Raw genomic sequence first — 20,826 nt, forward strand, 5'->3', positions numbered from 1 at the left:
GTCTGTATAATGGCCCGCTCAACGGGTTCGGCCAAGCCATCTCTATGCTGCGTATCTATTTCCGTCATTTCTCAAAGGCCGTGCTCTGGTTCATGGGTGGCAGCGTATTGCTGGTGCTGATCTTTCGCGTGGTGCCGCCTCCGGGGACGACGCTGATGGTCGAGCGCAAGATCGAATCCTGGTTCGATGGCGAGCCCATCGACCTGCAACGCGACTGGAAACCCTGGGACGAGATCTCCGACGACCTCAAGGTGGCGGTGATTGCCGGCGAAGACCAGAAATTCCCGGAGCACTGGGGCTTCGATATCGGCGCGATTCAGGCGGCGTTTGCCCACAACGAGCGCGGTGGTTCGATCCGTGGCGCCAGCACCCTGAGCCAGCAAGTCTCGAAAAACCTGTTCCTGTGGTCTGGCCGAAGCTGGCTGCGCAAAGGCCTGGAAGCCTGGTTCACCGGGCTGATCGAAGTGTTCTGGCCCAAGCAGCGGATTCTTGAGGTGTACCTCAACAGTGTCGAGTGGGATGACGGTGTGTTTGGCGCAGAGGCTGCGGCACGGCATCATTTTGGGACCAACGCGAAAAACCTCAGCCGACAGCAATCGAGCTTGTTGGCCGCCGTACTGCCAAACCCTCGGGTCTGGAGCGCAAGCCATCCGACTTCCTACGTTTCACGCCGGGCTGGCTGGATCAGGCAGCAGATGAGCCAGTTGGGTGGGGACAGTTACCTGGTGGGCCTGAACGATTCGCGTCGGGCGCCCTGGGCCGAATAACACTGAAGACCCCCTGTGGGAGCGGGCTTGCTCGCGAAAGCGGTGTATCAGACAACTTTTAATGTCGACTGACAGGACGCCTTCGCGAGCAAGTCGAATCGTCGCACCGCCGCTCCCACATTTGCTCTGGGGTGTATCAGGGATCATCAGCACAAACAAAAACGCCCCGATCAATGATCGGGGCGTTTTTTTGATCGCCAGTTACGCAGCGATCGACAACTTGAGCTTGTTCATCGCGCTCTTCTCGAGCTGGCGAATACGCTCGGCCGACACGTTGTACTTCTGCGCCAGGTCGTGCAGCGTGGCTTTTTCTTCCGCCAGCCAGCGCTGGTAGAGAATGTCACGGCTACGGTCGTCCAGCACTTCCAGGGCTTCGTGCAGGTTGTGGTTGGAGTTGTCGCTCCAGTCGGCATCTTCCAGTTGACGCGCCGGGTCGTACCGGTGGTCTTCGAGATAGTTGGCCGGCGACTGGAAAGCACTGTCGTCGTCCGCTTCGGCAGCCGGGTCGAAGGCCATGTCATGGCCGGTCAGGCGGCTTTCCATCTCGCGCACTTCCCGAGGCTCTACGCCCAGGCTTTCAGCGACGCGATGAACTTCCTCGTTATTCAACCAGGCCAGGCGTTTCTTCTGGCTGCGCAGGTTGAAGAACAGCTTGCGCTGGGCCTTGGTGGTCGCGACTTTCACGATGCGCCAGTTGCGCAGGATGAACTCGTGGATTTCCGCCTTGATCCAGTGCACGGCAAAGGACACCAGGCGCACGCCCATTTCCGGGTTGAAGCGCTTCACGGCCTTCATCAGGCCGACGTTGCCTTCCTGGATCAGGTCAGCCTGAGCCAGGCCGTAGCCGGAATAGCTACGGGCGATATGTACGACAAAACGCAGGTGGGCGAGCACCATCTGCCGAGCCGCCCCCAAATCCTGCTCATAATAGAGACTCTCGGCCAGTTCACGCTCCTGCTCCGGCGACAGCAATGGAATGCTGTTGACGGTGTGCACATAGGCCTCCAGGTTCGCACCCGGGACCAGAGCATATGCAGGTTGCAAAGAATTGGTCATACGAAAAAACCTCCGACTTACAAACTCGTGCAGTTCAGCACTGCGAAAATTGACCGGAAACCGAAAGACAAGTTCCCTAAAACCCATAAACACTGAAAGGTCAATACGAGCAAAATGATACTACTTAGGCGCAAGCTCCCTCAGGTGGCGTGCGACTGCAATCCATGCACCGATATACCCCAACAGCACCGCGCCAAGCAAGAGAGACAGACCGTCGGCAACTGGCACTCCAGCCAGCGCAAAATCACTGCCGTACAAACCGGCCAGCCCTACCACCGCGTCGTTCAGCCAATCAAGGCCGAACGCAAGCACGCCCCAGGACAGAATCCCCGCACCGAAGCCATACAGCGCCCCCATGTACAGGAAGGGCCTGCGGACATAGCTGTCAGTGCCGCCGACCAGTTTAATCACTTCTATCTCTGTGCGGCGGTTTTCAATATGAAGACGAATGGTATTGCCTATCACCAAAAGTAATGCAGAAACCAGAAGCACGGTCAGACCGAAGACAAAACGGTCACCCAGCTTGAGGATGGCTGCCAGACGCTCGACCCAGACTAAATCAAGTTGCGCCTGCTGTACCTTCGGCAGCTCGGATAGTTTTTGTCTTAATGCTTCAAGGGCCGGCTTGTCGACTTCGGTCGGCGTTACCAACACCACGCCTGGCAACGGGTTCTCCGGCAGTTCCTTGAGCGCCTCGCCCAGCCCCGACTGTTGCTGGAACTCTTCCAGCGCCTGATCCCGGCCAACGTATTCGGCGTCGGCCACGCCCGGCATGCCCTTGATCTGATCGCGCAGCGATTCGCCTTCGGCCGGCTTGGCCTCAAGGTCCAGATACAGGGAAATCTGCGCCGCGCGCTGCCAGGAACCACCCAGGCGCTCGACGTTACTTAGCAAAAGTGACAGCCCCATGGGCAAGCTCAGGGCCACCGCCATTACCATGCAGGTGAAAAAGCTGCCGATGGGCTGCTTGCCCAGGCGACGCAGGCTGTCGACCATGCTGGCGCGATGGCTTTCGATCCAGGCACGGAACAACGTGGCGAAGTCCGGCCCGTCGTCATCGTCGTGCTTTTTCTTTTGCGGCTGCGGATCGGCGGCTTTCGGGGCCACGCGCTCGGAAACCTTGGGGCTACGTGTTGCACTCATACCGCGGCCTCCCCGTCACCGATCAATCGACCGCGCTGCAACGTCAGCATGCGATGGCGCATGCGGGCGATCAGGGCCAGGTCGTGACTGGCGATCAGCACGCTGGTACCCAGGCGATTGATGTCTTCGAACACACCCATGATCTCGGCGGCCAGACGCGGGTCGAGGTTACCGGTCGGTTCATCCGCCAGCAGCAAGGCCGGACGGTGGACGATGGCGCGGGCGATGCCGACGCGCTGCTGCTGACCGGTGGACAGGTCACCCGGGTACAGATCGGTTTTATCCGACAGCGCCACGCGCTCCAGTGCCGAGTCCACGCGCTTGGCGATCTCGGCCTTGGACAGGCCCAGGATCTGCAAAGGCAACGCGACGTTATTGAACACCGTGCGATCGAACAGCAATTGGTGATTCTGAAACACCACGCCGATCTGCCGACGCAGGAAAGGAATCTGCGCATTGCTGATGGTGCTCAGGTCTTGCCCGGCGAGCAGCAGCTTGCCGCTGGTCGGGCGCTCCATCGCCAGCAACAGGCGCAACAGCGTGGATTTACCGGCGCCGGAATGGCCGGTGACAAACAAGAACTCGCCACGACGGACTCGAAAGCTCAGCTCATGCAAGCCGACGTGACCGTTCGGGTAGCGCTTACCGACCTGTTCGAAACGAATCATGAACGCTCCCGCTCGGCAAACAATGCCTGGACAAAGGGTTCTGCTTCAAAGGTACGCAAATCGTCGATGCCTTCGCCGACGCCAATGTAGCGGATCGGCAAGCCGAATTGCTTGGCCAGGGCAAAAATCACCCCGCCTTTGGCGGTGCCGTCGAGCTTGGTCAGCGCCAGGCCGGTCAGTTCGACGGTCTGGTTGAATTGCTTGGCCTGGTTGATGGCGTTCTGGCCTGTACCGGCGTCAAGCACCAGGAGCACCTCGTGAGGTGCGTCGGCGTCGAGCTTGCCGATCACCCGGCGAACCTTTTTCAGCTCTTCCATCAGGTTGTCTTTGGTGTGCAGGCGGCCGGCGGTGTCGGCGATCAGTACATCGATGCCACGGGCCTTGGCGGCCTGCACAGCGTCGAATATCACCGAGGCCGAGTCGGCGCCAGTATGCTGGGCGATCACCGGGATCTTGTTGCGCTCGCCCCAGACCTGCAACTGCTCTACCGCCGCCGCACGGAAGGTATCGCCGGCGGCGAGCATGACTTTCTTGCCTTCCAGCTGCAGTTTCTTCGCCAGCTTGCCGATGGTGGTGGTCTTGCCGGCACCGTTGACGCCGACGACCAGAATCACGAACGGCTTGTTCTGCGAGGTGATTTTCAGTGGCTGCTCGACGGGTTTGAGCATGGCCGCCAGCTCGGCTTGCAGGGATTTGTACAGGGCATCGGCGTCAGCCAGTTCCTTGCGCGCAACCTTCTGCGTCAAACGCTGAATGATCACCGAGGTGGCTTCGACACCGACGTCGGCAGTCAGCAGACGGGTCTCGAGGTCCTCGAGCAGTTCGTCATCAATAACCTTTTTGCCCAGGAACAGGCTGGCCATGCCTTCGCCGATACTGGCGCTAGTCTTGGACAGGCCCTGCTTGAGGCGGGCGAAGAAACCGGCTTTGGTTTCTTCGGTGCGTACGGGTTCTACCGGGGTTTCGACGGGCGTCGCGATCGGCGCAGGAATCGGAGCGGGTGCCGGTGCTTGAGCAACCGGAGCAACCGGAGCAACCGGAGCAACCGGAGCATCGAATACCGGAACCTCTGGCTGGCTGACAACGGAAACAGGCTCGGCCACGACGACGGGTTCAACAATCGCTTCGACCACAGGCGCATGAACCGGTGCAGGCGCAAACGCTGCCGGGGCCGGAATCGGCGGGGTCACATGGGGGGCCAGGTCATTTTCGACCAACGCCACGGGCTCTTCGGCTACCGGCAGGGTCAACCACGGTTCAGCCGTCGGGGCCAGCGGCTGTTCGATGACGATTTCGCTGACAGGTTCGGGAGCGGCTTCAACCTTGGGCTGCAGCAACGGCTCGGCAACCGGCAGAACAACCGGCGCGGGCGCTTCTTCTATTACCGGAACCGGCGTCGGTGCTGGCTCAGGAATGGCTTGTGGCTGTTCGACGACGGGTTCCTGCGGCTTTTTGCGCAGCCATCCGAACAGGCTTTTCTTCTCGCCAGCCGCAGCTGGGGTCTTCTTGTCGTCGTTGGAACCAAACATGGAGGACGGCTATCTCACGGTAGCGACGCGCCAATGGCGCCCCGGCAAATAAATAATCGATGCAGAACAGACTGTGATTGACCCAGCTTGTTCACGCGCAACATTTTGTCGAGGTGCCAACGGCGCCTCAAAGGTCGACTAATACGAAGGACTGAAACGGCATCGTCGGCGAAAACGCAGAGTTTAGCTGACAAACTCAAAGTTTCTGCCGGTAACCCATACAACCCGCAGGCCAATCAAAGGCCTGATAGGCGTGGCCGCCAGTAAAACGGATCAGTATCCTAGCACCCTCTCGCCCGCTGACGCTAAGAACAAGCGGGCAGCCCCAAAGGTTTGAAAACGAATGAATGCTCTTGCCCGCCGCGCCGCAGGCCTGCTGCTCAGCACAGTTTGCCTGCCCCTTTCGGCCCTGGCTGCCGACCCGCAACCCACCCACGAATTCACGCTCGACAATGGCTTGAAGGTGGTCGTGCGCGAAGACCATCGTGCACCTGTTGTGGTTTCCCAGGTCTGGTACAAGGTCGGCTCCAGCTACGAGACGCCGGGCAATACCGGCCTGTCCCACGCTCTGGAACACATGATGTTCAAGGGCAGCGAGAAGGTCGGCCCCGGTGAAGCCTCGCTGATCCTGCGCGACCTCGGCGCCGAAGAGAACGCTTTCACCAGCGACGACTTCACCGCGTATTACCAGGTGCTGGCCCGGGATCGCCTGGGCGTGGCCTTCGAACTGGAAGCCGACCGCATGGCCAGCCTGCGCCTGCCGGCCGACGAGTTTGCCAAGGAAATCGAGGTCATCAAGGAAGAACGTCGCCTGCGCACCGACGACAAGCCGATGTCCAAGGCCTATGAGCGCTTCAAGGCCATGGCTTACCCGGCCAGCGGCTATCACACGCCGACCATCGGCTGGATGGCCGATCTTGAGCGGATGAAGGTCGAAGAACTGCGCCACTGGTACCAGACCTGGTACGTGCCGAACAACGCCACGCTGGTGGTGGTCGGCGACGTGACGCCGGACGAAGTCAGGGCTCTGGCCCAACGCTATTTCGGCCCGATCGCCAAGCGTGATGTGCCGGCCGCGAAAAAGCCGCTGGAGCTGGCCGAACCGGGCGAGCGCCAGATCACCCTGCATGTGCAAACCCAACTGCCCAGCCTGATGCTGGCCTTCAACGTGCCGAGCATTGCCACCGCCGAAGACAAGCGCCTGGTCAACGCCCTGCGCCTGATCTCGGCGCTGCTCGATGGCGGCTACAGCGGGCGCATCCCGACGCAACTGGAGCGCGGAGAAGAACTGGTGTCCGGCGGCTCGTCGAGTTACGACGCCTACACCCGTGGCGACAGCCTGTTTACCCTGTCGGCATCGCCAAACTCGCAGAAACACAAGACCATCGCCCAGGCAGAAGCCGGATTGTGGAAGCTGCTCGATCAGTTGAAAACCACTGCGCCGACGGCCGAAGAACTCGAACGGGTTCGTGCACAAGTCATCGCCGGCCTGGTCTACGAGCGCGACTCGATCACCAGCCAGGCCACCGCCATCGGCCAACTGGAAACCGTCGGCCTGTCATGGCAACTGATGGACACCGAACTGGCCGACCTGGAAAGCGTGACTCCGGAAGATATCCAGAAAGCCGCCAAGCTGTATTTCACCCGCGAACGTCTCAGCGTCGCCCATGTACTGCCTCTGGAGACGACTCATGAGTGAGCGTAAACCCTCCCGCCTGGCCCTGATCGGGCTGATCGCTGCCGCCGTTATCGGCTCTGCCGCGTTCTATCTGTCGCGCTCCGGCGAAACCAGTGCCAGTGAAGCCCTGGACAAAGCCAAGGCCAGCCAGAAACTGCAATCGCTGACCGAACTCAACGGCAAGGAGCCGGACCACCGCAAGCTGGACGTGCAGACCTGGAACACGGCCGAAGGCACCAAGGTGCTGTTCGTCGAAGCCCATGAGCTGCCGATGTTCGACATGCGCCTGATCTTCGCCGCCGGCAGCAGCCAGGACGGCGATGCACCGGGCCTGGCGCTGTTGACCAACGCCATGCTCAACGAAGGCGTGGCCGGCAAGGACGTCGGCGCCATTGCCCAGGGCTTCGAAGGCCTGGGCGCCGATTTCGGCAACGGTGCTTACAAAGACATGGCAATCGCTTCACTGCGCAGCCTGAGTACCAAGGACAAGCGCGAGCCGGCCCTGAAGCTGTTTGCCGAAGTCATCGGCAAGCCGACCTTCCCGGCCGACTCACTGCTGCGCATCAAGAACCAGATGCTCGCCGGTTTCGAATACCAGAAACAGAACCCCGGCAAACTGGCGAGCCTGGAACTGATGAGCCGCTTGTACGGTGATCACCCGTACGCGCATTCCAGCGACGGCACGGCGAAAAGCGTACCGGCGATCACCCAGGCACAACTGCGTGCTTTCCACGAGAAAGCCTACGCAGCAGGTAACGTGGTGATCGCGCTGGTTGGCGACCTGTCCCGCGCCGAAGCCGAAACAATTGCCGCACAGGTTTCCGCCGCCCTGCCCAAAGGCCCGGCACTGCCAAAAGTCGCGCAGCCGACTGAGCCGAAGGCGAGCATCGGCCACATAGAGTTCCCGTCCAAGCAGACCAACCTGATGCTCGCGCAATTGGGCATCGATCGCGACGATCCGGACTACGCGGCGTTGTCCATGGGCAACCAGATTCTCGGTGGCGGTGGTTTCGGCACCCGGTTGATGAGCGAAGTGCGCGAGAAGCGTGGCCTGACTTACGGCGTGTATTCGGGCTTCACCCCGATGCAGGTGCGCGGCCCGTTCATGATCAACCTGCAGACCCGCGCCGAGATGAGCGAAGGCACCCTGAAACTGGTGCAGGACGTCCTGGCCGACTACCTTGAAACCGGCCCGACCGAAAAGGAGCTCGACGACGCCAAGCGCGAACTGGCCGGCAGCTTCCCGCTGTCCACCGCCAGCAACGCCGATATCGTCGGCCAACTGGGCGCCATCGGTTTCTACAACCTGCCGTTGAGCCACCTGGAAGACTTCATGCAACAGTCCCAGGCCTTGACCGTCGAACAGGTCAAAGCCGCCATGAACAAACACCTGGGCACGGACAAAATGGTCATCGTCAGCGCTGGCCCGACCGTGCCGCAAAAGCCGTTACCGGCCCCTACTGATAAACCTTCCGAGCAGCCGCTCGGGGTTCCGGAGCATTAATGGCCAGTCCCAAGAAACCCGCCAAAAACGTCCATAACGGCGTGAACCAGTTGCGCATCATCGGTGGCGAATGGCGCAGCCGTAGGTTGAGCTTCCCCGACGCCCCGGGCCTGCGCCCGACGCCGGACCGCGTGCGTGAAACCCTGTTCAACTGGCTCGCGCCTTACGTGCCGGGCGCCAAGGTGCTCGACCCGTTCACCGGCAGCGGCGCGCTGTTCCTCGAAGCCCTGTCCCGTGGCGCGTCCATGGGCCAGGCGCTGGACGCCAGCAGCATCGCGGTGTCCAGCCTGAAGGAGCACCTGGGCACCCTGCGGTGCACCAACGGCCAGGTCCAGACCGCCGATGCCCTGCGCTACCTGGAAACCCAGACCGCAACGGCCTACGACCTGGTGTTCCTCGACCCGCCGTTCAACCAGAACCTGCTACCCGCCGTTTGCAAGTTGCTCGAAGAGCGCCAATGGCTGGCCGAAGATGCCTGGGTGTACACCGAAAGCGAGTCCGCGCCGTCGACCCTGGGCCTGCCGGAGAACTGGCGCCTGCACCGCGAGCAGAAATCCGGGCGCGTCTACTACTCGTTGTGGCAACGTATGGCAGAGATCGCCGGTTAATCGACCGGCCTGAAAAAGGTGCGTACCCGCTACGCACCGCTGCATCGAGAAAGAACGTGCCCCATCCGCCAGAACGCTTCACCCCGGCCTTCGGCCTCGGTAACCCGCACTTGCAAACCTTGTGGGGGCCGCTGTGGCGTAAAACCGTGCACATCGGCCGCGAACGCGAACGCCTGTGGCTTGAAGATGGCGACTTTCTCGATCTGGACTGGCATGGTCCGCACAGCGTCGACGCGCCTTTGGTGCTGGTGCTGCACGGGCTCACCGGGTCCTCGAATTCACCTTATGTCGCTGGGTTGCAAAAAAACCTGGGTGACCGGGGTTGGGCCAGTGTCGCGCTGAACTGGCGCGGTTGCTCGGGCGAACCCAATCTGCTGCCACGCAGTTACCACTCCGGTGCCAGTGAAGACCTGGCTGAAGCGATCAAACACCTGCGGGCCAAACGACCCCTCGCGCCACTGTATGCGGTGGGTTACTCCCTCGGGGGTAATGTCCTGCTCAAGCATCTGGGTGAAACCGGCAGCGACAGCGGCGTGACGGCAGCCGTGGCGGTATCGGTGCCATTCCGCCTGGACCAGTGCGCCGACCGCATCGGCCAGGGTTTCTCCAAGGTTTACCAGGCACATTTCATGCGCGAGATGGTCGCCTACATCAAGAACAAACAGCGACAGTTCCAGCACGACGGACGCGAGGATGGACTGGCAGCCCTGGCGGCCCTCGGATCACTGGAAAACATGCGCACGTTCTGGGATTTCGATGGCCGCGTCACCGCGCCACTGCACGGGTTCGCCGATGCCGAGGATTACTATCGCCGAGCATCAAGTCGCTATTTCCTTGGTGAAATTCGTACGCCGACCTTGATGATACAGGCCGCCGACGATCCCTTCGTGTTTCCCCACAGCCTGCCGCACGCCGATGAGTTGTCCGCATCCACGCAATTCGAACTGCAAGCCAAGGGCGGGCATGTCGGCTTCGTCGACGGCACGCTCAGGCAACCGGGTTACTACCTTGAACGGCGCATCCCCGAGTGGCTGGCCCTCAAAGGGCGCGTTTGAATCATGGACGCCGACCAGGGCGAGTCAATCCACTTCTGGCAAACCCCGCCACTAGCCGGGGTCGAGTTATTGTCCGCCCGCTACATCGATCATCGTTTCGCCCCGCACGTGCATGACGGCTATGTGATCGGCATGATCATGGCCGGCGCCCAGCGTTATCGCTATCGCGGCGCCGAACACCTCGCGGGCAGCGGCACGCTGGTGCTGATCAACCCTGATGAATTGCACACCGGCCACAAAGGCACCGAGGATGGCTGGCTTTACCGGGCGTTTTATCCGGACAGCGGGCAGATAACCTCGCTGCTGGCCGAACTCGAACTGCCGACCCACCACCTGCCGGCCTTCGGCGCCACGCTGTATCGCGACCAGGATCTGGTGAACGGCTTCTGCCAACTCCATCGCCTGCTGGAAAGCCCCGCCACCGCGTTGCAGCAACAAACGGTCTGGCGCGAACTGGTGCTGTCGCTGTTGCAGCGTCATGCGGCGGTGCCCGATGCCGGTAAACCCGGCAAGGAACACCGGGCCGTGAGCCTGGCCAAGGAGTTGCTGCACGCGCAACTGGCAGCGCCGCCCTCACTGGAGACGCTGGCGGCGGCGGTCAACCTCTCACCCTTCCATTTCGCCCGGGTGTTCCGCCGGGCCACCGGCATGCCGCCGCACACCTGGCTGATGCAACAACGCATCGCCCGGGCGCGGGCGTTGCTGCAGAATGGTTGCCTGCCGCTGGAAGTCGCCATGCAACTGGGGTTTGCCGACCAGAGCCACCTGAGCCGGCAGTTCAAGCAGGTGTATGGGGTTGGACCGGGAGCGTATCGCACAGCCCGGCAACTGCCCGGATCTTGATGACGATATAAATCCAATGTGGAAGCGGGCTTGCTCGCGAAAGCGTCGTGTCAGTCGACATCAATATTGAATGATCCACCGCTTTCGCGAGCAAGCCCGCTCCCACAGGGTTGTGTGGTGTTCATTCGCCTGTGGCAATGCCCCGCGCAGGCTCGTTGATCCACTCACTCCACGAACCGGCATACAACGAACCCAACGGATAACCGGCCAGACACAACGCAAACAGGTTGTGGCACGCCGTCACGCCGGAACCGCAGTACGCCACCAGATCCTTCGGCGAACGATCGCCCAGTTTTGCGGCAAAACGCTGTTTGAGCTGATCGGCCGGCAGAAAACGCCCGTCACTGCCCAGGTTGTCGGTAAACGCCGCACATTGAGCGCCAGGAATGTGCCCGGCAATCGGATCGATCGGTTCCACTTCCCCCTTGAAACGCGGCAGTGCGCGGGCATCGAGCAGGGTCAACTCCGGCCGGGAGAGGCGCTTCTGCAGCCGTTCGGCACTGATCAGCAACGCCGTGTCAGGACTGCCGGTGAAGGAACCACGAGTGATCGCCGGCGCATCCAGGCTTAGCGGCAAACCGGCCGCGTGCCAGGCCTTGAGACCGCCATCGAGGATAAATACACCGTCGCGCTTACCCAACCAGGCCAGCAACCACCAGGCCCGCGCCGCATAGGCACCCGGGCCGTCGTCGTACAGAACCACTTCGCTATCGGCGTTGATGCCCCAGGCCTGCAGGCGCTCGATCAGTTGCGCCGGCTCGGGCAGCGGATGGCGCCCGGTCACGCCCTTGACCACCGCGCCACTCAAATCACGCTCGAGGTCGGCATAGCTCGAACCGGCGATGTGCCCTTCGGCATAGCTGCGCTGACCGTAATCCGGGTCTTCAAGGGCAAAACGACAATCGAGAATCACCAGCCCCGGCTGATCCTTTTTCAGGTCCAGTGCTTGCGGGCTGATCAATTGCGCAATGGGCATAACGGGCTCCTGTGATTTTTATCAGACGTCGATCCTACGACACTTCCTCGAGCGCCTGGGCCAGAGGCACGTAAAACTCTTCGAACAAGGCTTTGACCGCATCGCGGGACTGATCCGTGACGAACCCGGCTTCCAGTACCAGCACCTGATAAACCCCGCGTTTAATGGCCTGTTCGCTCAAGTGGCTGGAGTTCTCCCGCGTGGTGCACAGGAAGCGCACCCAGGACGTGAGGATGATCCAGGCATTGAGGGTCAGGGATTCGATCTGCACCTTGTCCATCTGCAAAATGCCGGCGGCGACAAAACCTTCATAGATCGCCCCACCCTGGATCAGGCAGCGCTGGGAAAAGCGTCGATAGCGGTCGGCCAGCTCGGGGTCGCTGTCGAGCAAATGTTCGAGATCGCGATGCAAAAACCGGTAGCGCCACATCGCCGACAGCAGCTCCTTGAGGTAGAAGCGCTTGTCTTCCACCGTGGCGGCACGCCCTTGGGGCGGGCGCAGGAAGCTGTCCACCAGGCTTTCGTACTCGCTGAACAGCACGGCGATGATCGCCTGCTTGTTAGGGAAGTGGTAGTACAGATTGCCCGGGGAAATTTCCATATGGGCAGCAATGTGGTTGGTACTGATGCTGCGCTCGCCCTGCTGGTTGAACAGCTCCAGGCTGTTCTGCACGATGCGCTCGCTGGTTTTGATCCGTGGGGCCATGGCTTGAGCTTTAATTCAGAGTGCGTTGACGGGCATCTTAGATCTATCCGCGAGCGGATAAAACAAAGCGGTTACAGGATGTCATTTGACTTTTTAGAGCATACACTCTAAAAAGTGCTTCATTACAATAAATCCGGAGCCGACCATGACTGCTGATATTTCCTACCTGCAAAACCTACAGCAGCCGCTGGAAGAGCTTCATGCCCTGTTCGACGCTCAACGTGCCGCCTACGCCGCCAACCCTATGCCGCCCGCCGCGCAGCGCCAGCAATGGCTCAAGGCCCTGAAGGATTTGTTGAACAGCGAACGCCAGGCCTTGATCGATGCGATCAGCCAGGACTTCAGCCATCGCAGCGCCGATGAAACCCTGGTCGCCGAACTGATGCCCAGCCTGCACGGCATCCATTACGCCAGCAAACACCTCAAGGGCTGGATGCGAGCTTCGCGGCGCAAGGTCGGTGTCGCTTTCCAGCCCGCCTCTGCCAAAGTCGTTTACCAACCGCTGGGCGTGGTCGGGGTCATCGTGCCGTGGAACTACCCGCTGTACCTGGCCGTCGGTCCGTTGGTCGGCGCGCTGTCGGCGGGCAACCGGGTGATGCTCAAGCTCAGTGAGTCGACCCCCGCGACCGGCCTGCTGATGAAGCAACTGCTGGCGCGCATCTTCCCCGAAGACCTGGTGTGCGTGGTCCTTGGCGAGGCAGACATTGGCGTGGCGTTTTCACGTCTGCCGTTCGATCACCTGCTGTTCACCGGCGCCACCAGCATTGGCAAACACGTGATGCGCGCCGCTGCGGAAAACCTGACCCCGGTGACCCTTGAGCTGGGCGGCAAGTCCCCGGCCATCGTTTCCCGCGATGTACCGCTCAAGGACGCCGCCGAGCGCATCGCCTTCGGCAAGACCCTGAACGCCGGCCAGACCTGCGTAGCCCCGGACTATGTGCTGGTGCCGGAAGATCGCGTGGGAGGTTTCGTCGAAGCTTATCGCTCCGCCGTCCGTGGGTTTTATCCAACGCTGGTCGACAATCCGGACTACACCGCGATCATCAATGAGCGACAACTGGCGCGCCTCAATGGCTATATCAGCGACGCCACCAGCAAGGGTGCGCTGCTGATGCCGCTGTTCGACCAGGGCCAGGGCCGCCGCATGAGCCATAGCCTGCTGCTCAATGTCACTGACGAGATGACGGTGATGCAGGACGAAATCTTCGGGCCGCTGCTGCCGATCGTGCCGTACAAGGATCTGGACCAGGCCTTTGCCTACATCAATCAACGCCCGCGCCCACTGGCGCTGTACTACTTCGGCTACGACAAGCGCGAACAACAGCGCGTGCTGCACGAAACCCACTCCGGCGGCGTGTGCCTGAACGACACGCTGCTGCACGTTGCCCAGGACGACATGCCGTTCGGCGGCATCGGTGCCTCGGGCATGGGTCACTACCATGGCCATGAAGGCTTCCTGACCTTCAGCAAGGCCAAGGGGGTCTTGATCAAGCAGCGGTTCAACGCGGCGAAACTGATTTACCCGCCGTATGGCAAATCGATCCAGAAGCTGATCCAGAAGCTGTTCATCCGCTAACGATCATCACCGCCGGGAAATAACAAGAATGAATCCCAGTCTGTCCGATACACCCGCGCTGTCACGGCGCGGGTTGCTCAAATTCAGCCTAGGCGCCAGCGCCTTTCTCGCCACTGCCGGGTTGGGCGCCAGCCTCAGCGGCTGTTCTGGGAGCGTCCCGGCCAGTGGCTTCGTCACGCTGCGCAGCGGCGACCTGCTGTTCTTGCGAGCGTTGATTCCAGTCATGCTCGATGGCGCCGTGACCTCCGAACGGATGCCCGAGGCTGTCGAAGGCACACTTGAAAGCCTGGATTACAACCTCGCGCGTCTGTCGCCGGAAATGCTCAAACTGACCCGCCAACTGTTCGATGTGCTGAGCATGGCCGTCACCCGCGGACCGTTGACCGGGATCTGGGGCAGCTGGGAAAACGCCAGCGCCGACGATATCCGGCAATTCCTCGATCGTTGGGAAAACAGCTCGCTGAGCCTGTTGCGCATGGGCCACAGCTCTATGCTGCAACTGGTGATGATGGCCTGGTACGGCCGCAAGGAATCGTGGGCGCATTGCGGGTATCCCGGGCCGCCCACTGTCTGATACCGAGTCGCCCCCTTCGCGGGCAAGCCCGCTCCCACATTGACCGCGTGCCCCTGTGGGAGCGGGCTTGCCCGCGAAGGCGCCAGCCGCCACACCACATTCCCAACAATAAAAAGAGAACCCGAAGATGCCCGTACCCGATCCGTTTCGCGAAGGCATGGCCCGAGGCTGGAAAACCTACAACGGCTCACAACTGACCCAGGACCTGACACTCGAAGCAGACGTGGCGATCATCGGCAGCGGTGCCGGCGGCGGCACCACCGCCGAAATCCTCAGCGCGGCCGGTTACAAAGTGCTGCTGATCGAGGAAGGTCCGCTCAAGACCAGCAGCGACTTCAAGCTGCTTGAAGACCAGGCCTACAGCAGCCTCTATCAGGAAGGCATCGGCCGCATGAGCAAGGATGGCGCAATCACCATCCTCCAGGGCCGGGCGGTGGGCGGCACCACGCTGATCAACTGGACCTCCAGTTTCCGTACCCCGGAACCCACCCTGGAACACTGGGCCAAAGAGCACAACGTCAAGGGTCACAGCCCGGCGGACATGGCGCCGTGGTTCGAGAGAATGGAGCAGCGCCTGGGCGTCGCGCCGTGGATGGTGCCGCCCAACGCCAATAACGATGTGATCCGCAAGGGCTGCCAGGAACTGGGATACAGCTGGCACGTCATCCCGCGCAACGTTCGCGGCTGCTGGAACCTCGGCTACTGCGGCATGGGCTGCCCGACCAACGCCAAGCAATCGATGATGGTCACCACCATTCCGGCGACCCTGGAAAAAGGCGGCGAGCTGCTTTACCTGGCCCGCGCCGAAAAACTCATGATCAGCGACGACAAAATCACCGGCCTGCACTGTTCGGCGATGGATGAGCGCTGCGTCGCACCGACCGGGCGCACCATCACGGTCAAGGCGCGGCATTTCGTGCTGGCCGGTGGCGGCATCAACAGCCCGGCCTTGCTGATGCGTTCCGGGGCACCCGACCCGCACAAGCGCCTGGGCAAACGTACGTTCCTGCACCCGGTGAACATGTCCGCCGCATTGTTCGACGAAGTGGTCAACCCCTTCTACGGCGCGCCGCAGTCGATCTATTCCGACCATTTCCAGTGGCAGGACGGCACCACCGGCAAGATGTCCTTCAAGCTGGAGGTCCCGCCATTGCATCCGGCGCTGGCCGCCACCTTGCTCGGCGGTTTCGGGCAGGAGAATTCGCAACACATGGCCAATCTGCCCCATACCCACGCCATGCTGGCGTTGCTGCGGGACGGTTTTCACCCGGACAGCCCCGGTGGCAACGTCGAATTGCGCAGCGACGACACGCCGGTGCTGGATTACCAGCTCTCGCCTTACGCCTGGGATGGCTTGCGCCGGGCATTCCACAGCATGGCCGAGATCCAGTTTGCCGGTGGCGCCAAGGCCGTCATGCCGATGCACGCCGACGCCCGTTACGTGAAGACCCTCGCTGAAGCCCGCACGCTGATCGACGGCCTGAGCCTGGAGTTGTATCGCACGCGCCTGGGCAGTGCCCATGTGATGGGCGGCTGCGCCATGGGTGAAGACCCGGCAAACGCAGTGACCGACAGCCTCGGCCGGCATCATCAGTTGGGGAATCTGTCGATCCACGACGGCTCGCTGTTCCCCACCAGCATTGGCGCCAATCCGCAATTGTCGGTCTACGGACTGACGGCACAACTGGCAACTTCCCTGGCCGAGCGTTTAAAAAACCCATGAAAATGACGATTATTCCCATCGTCTATAGTGCTTTCTTACCCAACAGGCGACTTGGCCGACCGGGAAGGCTGCGATACCATCCGACTCCCCAACGGATTCCCGCCAGGACGACGCGATGAACCGAGTGTTGTACCCAGGTACCTTCGACCCTATTACCAAGGGCCATGGCGATCTGGTCGAACGCGCCTCGCGCCTGTTCGATCACGTGATCATCGCCGTCGCCGCCAGCCCGAAGAAAAACCCGCTGTTTCCTCTGGAACAACGGGTGGAACTGGCGCGCGAGGTCACTAAACATCTGCCGAACGTTGAAGTCGTCGGTTTCTCGACGCTGCTGGCGCATTTCGCCAAAGAGCAGAATGCCAACGTGTTCCTGCGTGGTTTGCGCGCGGTGTCGGACTTCGAATACGAATTCCAGCTGGCCAACATGAACCGCCAACTGGCGCCGGATGTGGAAAGCCTGTTCCTGACCCCGTCCGAGCGTTATTCGTTCATTTCCTCGACGCTGGTCCGTGAAATTGCGGCCCTGGGTGGCGATATCACCAAGTTCGTACACCCAGCGGTGGCGGACGCCCTGACCGAGCGCTTCAAGAAGTAAATCTAGCAACTGTGGGAGCGAGCTTGCTCGCGATGGACGTTAACGATAACGCGGGAAACCTGACACCCCGCGGCGTTCTCGGCTTCATCGCCAGCAAGCTGGCTCCTACAGTGCGTCGCACCTGCGTGCAACACGGGCGCCAATGCGGCACAATTGTACGCATTGGTTTATTGCGCCCGGGCCTGCCGCCCCGGCTGGAGTTAGCATGTCCCTGATCATCACCGACGATTGCATCAACTGCGACGTCTGCGAACCCGAGTGCCCGAACGCCGCCATTTCCCAAGGCGAAGAGATCTACGTGATCGACCCGAACCTGTGCACCCAGTGTGTCGGCCACTACGACGAACCGCAGTGCCAGCAGGTCTGCCCGGTGGATTGCATTCCACTGGACGAAGCCCATCCGGAGACTGAGGAACAGTTGATGGAGAAATACCGGAAGATTACCGGTAAGGCTTGATTTTCAGGCTTTCAGCGCTCTTTCGGGCCTCTTCGCGAGCAAGCCCGCTCCCACAGGGGATCTGCGCCGTACACAAATCCCCTGTGAGAGCGGGCTTGCTCGCGAAAGCGTCATCAGCCTCACTGAAGCTATAACTCACGATCAGCTCTGACAACGCGGGCAAAAAACACTGGCGCGCTGCCCCAGCTTCACTTCCCGCAGCCCCGTGCCACAGACCTTGCAGTGTTCGCCGCCACGGCCGTACACGAACAGTTCCTGCTGGAAATAACCAGGCTGACCGTCACCGCCGATAAAGTCCCGCAACGTGGTACCGCCGCGCTCGATGGCGGCCGCCAGGATGCGCTTGATCTCGATGGCCAGTTTCAAATACCGCGCGCGGGAAATGCTCTTGGCTTCGCGGCGCGGGTCGATTCCAGCGGCGAACAACGCTTCGGTCGCATAGATATTGCCGACGCCCACCACCACCGCGTTATCCATGATGAACGGCTTGACCGCCATCGAACGGCCACGGGACTGCTGGAACAGGCGCTCGCCGTCGAACAGGTCGGTCAGCGGCTCCGGTCCCAGGCGGATCAGCAATTCGTGATTGAGCGGATCGAGGCTCCAGAGCATGGCGCCAAAGCGCCGCGGATCGGTGTAACGCAGGGCCAGGCCCGACTCCAGTTCGATGTCCACATGCTCATGCTTGGCCGCCGGCAACCCGGCCTCCACCAGACGCAAGTTGCCTGACATGCCCAAATGGCTGATCAAGGTGCCGACTTCGGCGTTGATCAGCAGGTACTTGGCGCGCCGCTCCACCAATACGATGCGCTGGCCGGACAGGCGCACATCGAGGTCCTCGGGGATCGGCCAGCGCAGACGGCGATCACGCACGATCACCCGGCTGACGCGCTGGCCTTCCAGGTACGGCGCGATGCCGCGACGGGTGGTTTCGACTTCTGGCAATTCAGGCATGGTGCTCTCGGATCAGGCGCATGGCCTGGAAAGGTCCGACACTCAGCGATGAGTGCTGAGGTCGCGGATCGTCTGCTTGAGGGTCTCGAAGTCGTAGTCCGAGAGGCCGACATAATCGAGCACCAGCGGCGCGATGCTGTTCCACTCGTGATCTTCGGCCTGATTGCCCAGCACCCGATGCGACGCGCAAATGTGCTCGGCCATTTTCAGGATCGCCAACAGGTTCTTCAACGAACTGTTGCGCGAAGTCTCATCGCTGAATACCGCCAACGCATTGTGGTGATTGGCGATCGCCGCGCTCACGTGCTCCGGCAGACGCCAGGACTTGGCCGTGTAATAGCCGACCACCGAGTGATTGGTATTGAACACCTGATTCTCCGTGTCCACCACCCGGCATTCGGCGCTGGCATTGGCATAGGCCTGCTCCAGAACCCGCATATAGTCGGGGAAACGCTGGAGCATCAAGGGCACGCCGCAGTCGTGGAACAGGCCCAGGGCATAGGCTTCATCGCCATTTTCAACGCCGATGCGCTTGGCCAGGGTCAGGCAGGTCATGGCCACGTCCTGAGCGGTGTCCCAGAAACGGTTCAGGGTGACAATGGTGTCGTCATTCATCTCGCCCTTGATCGACATCGCATTGATCAGGTTGATGACCGAGCGGCTGCCCAGCAGATTCACCGCGCGCTGGATCGAGGCAATCTTGTTGCTCAGCCCGTAATACGGCGAATTGACGATCTTCAGCAGGGAACCGGAAAGGCCCGGATCCTGGGATATCAGCTTGGCAATGACTTCCAGATCCGGGTCGGGCATGTACTGCTCCATCTGCAAATCCACCATGATTTGCGGCTGGGCCGGTACGCTGATGCCCTGCAGGGCTTGTTGGATCTGTTCGGAAGTCAGCTCTTGGGACATGTGCACACACTCTGGGTCAGACGGCGATTCTAACCTTTATGAAGTTGGATCCGACATACCAAATCGCAAGACAACCCTCGCCACATGTCCACTTGCAGGCCAATCCGGGGTCTCAACACGCTATACTCCCGCTCTTTTTTCCGGAGCGACGACATGTCCCTGCCTAGCCTGCGCCTCAAAGCCAACGCCGACCGTCGTCTGCGCAACGGTCACTTGTGGGTCTACAGCAACGAAATCGATGTAGCCGCTACGCCTTTGCATGGTTTCAAGGCCGGCGACCAGGCGATCCTCGAAGCTGCCGGCGGCAAGCCGCTGGGCATCGTTGCCATGAGCCCGAACAACCTGATCTGCGCCCGAGTGCTGTCGCGCGACATCAAGCTGCCGCTGGACAAGTCGCTGCTGGTGCACCGCCTGAACGTGGCCCTGTCCCTGCGCGAGCGCCTGTTCGACAAGCCGTTCTATCGCCTGGTCTACGGCGACTCCGACCTGCTGCCAGGCCTGGTGGTCGACCGTTTCGGCGACATCCTGGTGGTGCAGATCGCTTCGGCGACCATGGAAGCCCATAAAGACGACGTGATCGCGGCACTGACCCAAGTGCTCAAGCCAAGCGGCATCCTGTTCAAGAACGACTCCGCCGCCCGTGACGCCGAAGGCCTCACCCGCTACGTCGAAACCGTGTTCGGCCTGGTGCCGGAGTGGGTCGCACTGGAAGAGAACGGCGTGAAATTCGAAGCGCCGGTCATCCAGGGCCAGAAAACCGGCTGGTTCTACGACCACCGTATGAACCGCGCCCGCCTGGCGCCGTACGCCAAAGGCAAACGCGTGCTGGACCTGTACAGCTACATCGGCGGCTGGGGCGTGCAGGCTGCCGCGTTCGGCGCCAGTGAAGTGTTCTGCGTCGATGCCTCGGCCTTCGCCCTTGACGGCGTCGAGCGCAACGCCGCGCTGAACGGCTTCGCCGACAAGATGACCTGCATCGAAGGCGACGTGTTCGAAGCCCTCAAAGAGCTGAAAGCCAGCGAAGAACGCTTCGACGTGATCGTGGCCGACCCACCGGCGTTCATCAAACGCAAGAAAGACATGAAAAACGGCGAAGGCGCCTACCGCCGCCTGAACGAGCAAGCCATGCGCCTGCTCACCAAGGACGGCATCCTGGTCAGCGCATCGTGCTCGATGCACCTGCCGGAAGACGACCTGCAGAACATCTTGCTGACCAGCGCCCGTCACCTGGACCGCAACATCCAGATGTTGGAACGCGGCGGCCAGGGACCGGATCATCCGGTGCATCCGGCGATTGCTGAAACCCGCTACATCAAGAGCATTACTTGCCGCTTGCTGCCAAACAGTTAAGACGCTGGCGCTCCCGTACTGGGCTGAGCCAGTGCGGGAGCGGTGCCCCGCTCAATACAGACAAGAACATTCCTACAACTGATCAGGAACGTTCCCACCGCCCTGCAGATTGACTTCGCCCGCCATCAAACCAATCCTCGATTCCTCGCAAA

Annotated in this window: 20 protein-coding genes; 12 read left to right on the plus strand and 8 right to left on the minus strand. The window is 61.3% G+C overall.

The window, feature by feature from the left end; genetic code table 11:
- Positions 1-44 precede the first annotated feature (44 nt).
- Complete coding sequence (gene mtgA, locus AC3WN7_RS05735; protein ID WP_102673466.1) at positions 45-767, plus strand: monofunctional biosynthetic peptidoglycan transglycosylase; 723 nt, start codon at positions 45-47, stop codon at positions 765-767.
- Positions 768-968: 201 nt separating this feature from the next.
- On the opposite strand, the gene rpoH is transcribed toward mtgA, so the two are convergent.
- The 4 genes from rpoH to ftsY form a co-directional block, all read right to left on the minus strand.
- Positions 969-1,823 (minus strand): RNA polymerase sigma factor RpoH, encoded by an 855-nt coding sequence (gene rpoH / locus AC3WN7_RS05740; protein WP_007975386.1) that lies wholly within the window; start codon positions 1,821-1,823, stop codon positions 969-971.
- Positions 1,824-1,943: 120 nt separating this feature from the next.
- The gene (gene ftsX / locus AC3WN7_RS05745; protein ID WP_095964214.1) at positions 1,944-2,966 is read right to left on the minus strand and encodes a permease-like cell division protein FtsX; all 1,023 of its coding nucleotides are present in this window, start codon (positions 2,964-2,966) and stop codon (positions 1,944-1,946) included.
- Positions 2,963-3,634, minus strand: coding sequence for a cell division ATP-binding protein FtsE (gene ftsE, locus AC3WN7_RS05750; protein ID WP_007975383.1), 672 nt, complete (start codon positions 3,632-3,634; stop codon positions 2,963-2,965). The genes ftsX and ftsE overlap by 4 nt, the downstream gene beginning before the upstream one ends.
- Positions 3,631-5,163 (minus strand): signal recognition particle-docking protein FtsY, encoded by a 1,533-nt coding sequence (ftsY, locus tag AC3WN7_RS05755; RefSeq protein ID WP_102673467.1) that lies wholly within the window; start codon positions 5,161-5,163, stop codon positions 3,631-3,633. Before ftsY ends, ftsE begins: the two co-directional genes overlap by 4 nt.
- A gap of 343 nt (positions 5,164-5,506) precedes the next feature.
- On the opposite strand from ftsY, the gene AC3WN7_RS05760 reads away from it, so the two are divergent.
- From AC3WN7_RS05760 to AC3WN7_RS05780, 5 genes are read left to right on the plus strand one after another with little or no spacing between them, the layout of a single operon-like run.
- Positions 5,507-6,862 (plus strand): M16 family metallopeptidase, encoded by a 1,356-nt coding sequence (locus tag AC3WN7_RS05760; protein ID WP_102673468.1) that lies wholly within the window; start codon positions 5,507-5,509, stop codon positions 6,860-6,862.
- Positions 6,855-8,345 (plus strand): M16 family metallopeptidase, encoded by a 1,491-nt coding sequence (locus AC3WN7_RS05765; protein WP_102673469.1) that lies wholly within the window; start codon positions 6,855-6,857, stop codon positions 8,343-8,345. Before AC3WN7_RS05760 ends, AC3WN7_RS05765 begins: the two co-directional genes overlap by 8 nt.
- Positions 8,345-8,953 (plus strand): 16S rRNA (guanine(966)-N(2))-methyltransferase RsmD, encoded by a 609-nt coding sequence (rsmD, locus tag AC3WN7_RS05770; RefSeq protein ID WP_102673470.1) that lies wholly within the window; start codon positions 8,345-8,347, stop codon positions 8,951-8,953. Before AC3WN7_RS05765 ends, rsmD begins: the two co-directional genes overlap by 1 nt.
- 56 nt (positions 8,954-9,009) lie before the next feature.
- Positions 9,010-10,008 carry a hydrolase gene (locus tag AC3WN7_RS05775; protein ID WP_102673471.1) on the plus strand — a complete coding sequence of 333 codons (999 nt, stop codon included), beginning with the start codon at positions 9,010-9,012 and terminating at the stop codon, positions 10,006-10,008.
- Positions 10,009-10,011: 3 nt separating this feature from the next.
- The gene (locus AC3WN7_RS05780; protein WP_102673472.1) at positions 10,012-10,851 is read left to right on the plus strand and encodes an AraC family transcriptional regulator; all 840 of its coding nucleotides are present in this window, start codon (positions 10,012-10,014) and stop codon (positions 10,849-10,851) included.
- Between the two features lie 121 nt (positions 10,852-10,972).
- Here AC3WN7_RS05780 and AC3WN7_RS05785 read toward each other — a convergent pair whose 3' ends face one another.
- Both AC3WN7_RS05785 and AC3WN7_RS05790 read right to left on the minus strand, forming a co-directional pair.
- Positions 10,973-11,827: a sulfurtransferase gene (locus AC3WN7_RS05785; RefSeq protein WP_095964221.1), complete on the minus strand. Its 855-nt coding sequence runs from the start codon at positions 11,825-11,827 to the stop codon at positions 10,973-10,975.
- Positions 11,828-11,861: 34 nt separating this feature from the next.
- Positions 11,862-12,533, minus strand: coding sequence for a TetR/AcrR family transcriptional regulator (locus AC3WN7_RS05790; RefSeq protein ID WP_095964222.1), 672 nt, complete (start codon positions 12,531-12,533; stop codon positions 11,862-11,864).
- Between the two features lie 145 nt (positions 12,534-12,678).
- Between AC3WN7_RS05790 and AC3WN7_RS05795 the strand changes: the two genes are divergently transcribed.
- The 5 genes from AC3WN7_RS05795 (at position 12,679) to AC3WN7_RS05815 (ending at position 17,458) form a co-directional block, all read left to right on the plus strand.
- Entirely contained in the window at positions 12,679-14,109 is a 1,431-nt protein-coding gene (locus AC3WN7_RS05795) for a coniferyl aldehyde dehydrogenase (protein WP_102673473.1), read from the plus strand.
- 28 nt (positions 14,110-14,137) lie between these two features.
- On the plus strand, positions 14,138-14,683 hold the full coding sequence (locus AC3WN7_RS05800; protein WP_102673474.1) for a twin-arginine translocation pathway signal protein: 546 nt from the start codon (positions 14,138-14,140) through the stop codon (positions 14,681-14,683).
- 127 nt (positions 14,684-14,810) lie between these two features.
- Positions 14,811-16,406 (plus strand): GMC family oxidoreductase, encoded by a 1,596-nt coding sequence (locus AC3WN7_RS05805; protein ID WP_102673475.1) that lies wholly within the window; start codon positions 14,811-14,813, stop codon positions 16,404-16,406.
- Positions 16,407-16,521: 115 nt separating this feature from the next.
- Positions 16,522-17,001: a pantetheine-phosphate adenylyltransferase gene (gene coaD, locus AC3WN7_RS05810; protein ID WP_007975368.1), complete on the plus strand. Its 480-nt coding sequence runs from the start codon at positions 16,522-16,524 to the stop codon at positions 16,999-17,001.
- Positions 17,002-17,206: 205 nt separating this feature from the next.
- Entirely contained in the window at positions 17,207-17,458 is a 252-nt protein-coding gene (locus AC3WN7_RS05815) for a YfhL family 4Fe-4S dicluster ferredoxin (protein WP_003195146.1), read from the plus strand.
- Positions 17,459-17,599: 141 nt separating this feature from the next.
- Here AC3WN7_RS05815 and mutM read toward each other — a convergent pair whose 3' ends face one another.
- Both mutM and AC3WN7_RS05825 read right to left on the minus strand, forming a co-directional pair.
- A complete protein-coding gene (mutM, locus tag AC3WN7_RS05820) occupies positions 17,600-18,412 on the minus strand; it encodes a bifunctional DNA-formamidopyrimidine glycosylase/DNA-(apurinic or apyrimidinic site) lyase (RefSeq protein WP_015097228.1) in 813 nt (270 codons plus the stop codon).
- Positions 18,413-18,454: 42 nt separating this feature from the next.
- Positions 18,455-19,324 carry an HDOD domain-containing protein gene (locus AC3WN7_RS05825; RefSeq protein WP_095964227.1) on the minus strand — a complete coding sequence of 290 codons (870 nt, stop codon included), beginning with the start codon at positions 19,322-19,324 and terminating at the stop codon, positions 18,455-18,457.
- Positions 19,325-19,477: 153 nt separating this feature from the next.
- On the opposite strand from AC3WN7_RS05825, the gene AC3WN7_RS05830 reads away from it, so the two are divergent.
- On the plus strand, positions 19,478-20,674 hold the full coding sequence (locus AC3WN7_RS05830; protein WP_102673476.1) for a class I SAM-dependent rRNA methyltransferase: 1,197 nt from the start codon (positions 19,478-19,480) through the stop codon (positions 20,672-20,674).
- The last annotated feature ends 152 nt before the right edge of the window (positions 20,675-20,826 follow it).

This window comes from Pseudomonas sp. FW305-70 (genome assembly GCF_058783925.1).

Coding starts and splice junctions, on each gene's coding strand:
- mtgA (WP_102673466.1), top strand. CDS start 45: ATGCTGCGTATCTATTTCCGTCATTTCTCAAAGGCCGTGCTCTGGTTC.
- AC3WN7_RS05785 (WP_095964221.1), bottom strand. CDS start 11,827: ATGCCCATTGCGCAATTGATCAGCCCGCAAGCACTGGACCTGAAAAAG.
- AC3WN7_RS05780 (WP_102673472.1), top strand. CDS start 10,012: ATGGACGCCGACCAGGGCGAGTCAATCCACTTCTGGCAAACCCCGCCA.
- AC3WN7_RS05800 (WP_102673474.1), top strand. CDS start 14,138: ATGAATCCCAGTCTGTCCGATACACCCGCGCTGTCACGGCGCGGGTTG.
- AC3WN7_RS05825 (WP_095964227.1), bottom strand. CDS start 19,324: ATGTCCCAAGAGCTGACTTCCGAACAGATCCAACAAGCCCTGCAGGGC.
- AC3WN7_RS05765 (WP_102673469.1), top strand. CDS start 6,855: ATGAGTGAGCGTAAACCCTCCCGCCTGGCCCTGATCGGGCTGATCGCT.
- coaD (WP_007975368.1), top strand. CDS start 16,522: ATGAACCGAGTGTTGTACCCAGGTACCTTCGACCCTATTACCAAGGGC.
- mutM (WP_015097228.1), bottom strand. CDS start 18,412: ATGCCTGAATTGCCAGAAGTCGAAACCACCCGTCGCGGCATCGCGCCG.
- ftsE (WP_007975383.1), bottom strand. CDS start 3,634: ATGATTCGTTTCGAACAGGTCGGTAAGCGCTACCCGAACGGTCACGTC.
- AC3WN7_RS05815 (WP_003195146.1), top strand. CDS start 17,207: ATGTCCCTGATCATCACCGACGATTGCATCAACTGCGACGTCTGCGAA.
- AC3WN7_RS05790 (WP_095964222.1), bottom strand. CDS start 12,533: ATGGCCCCACGGATCAAAACCAGCGAGCGCATCGTGCAGAACAGCCTG.
- ftsX (WP_095964214.1), bottom strand. CDS start 2,966: ATGAGTGCAACACGTAGCCCCAAGGTTTCCGAGCGCGTGGCCCCGAAA.
- AC3WN7_RS05830 (WP_102673476.1), top strand. CDS start 19,478: ATGTCCCTGCCTAGCCTGCGCCTCAAAGCCAACGCCGACCGTCGTCTG.
- AC3WN7_RS05760 (WP_102673468.1), top strand. CDS start 5,507: ATGAATGCTCTTGCCCGCCGCGCCGCAGGCCTGCTGCTCAGCACAGTT.
- ftsY (WP_102673467.1), bottom strand. CDS start 5,163: ATGTTTGGTTCCAACGACGACAAGAAGACCCCAGCTGCGGCTGGCGAG.
- rsmD (WP_102673470.1), top strand. CDS start 8,345: ATGGCCAGTCCCAAGAAACCCGCCAAAAACGTCCATAACGGCGTGAAC.
- AC3WN7_RS05805 (WP_102673475.1), top strand. CDS start 14,811: ATGCCCGTACCCGATCCGTTTCGCGAAGGCATGGCCCGAGGCTGGAAA.
- rpoH (WP_007975386.1), bottom strand. CDS start 1,823: ATGACCAATTCTTTGCAACCTGCATATGCTCTGGTCCCGGGTGCGAAC.
- AC3WN7_RS05795 (WP_102673473.1), top strand. CDS start 12,679: ATGACTGCTGATATTTCCTACCTGCAAAACCTACAGCAGCCGCTGGAA.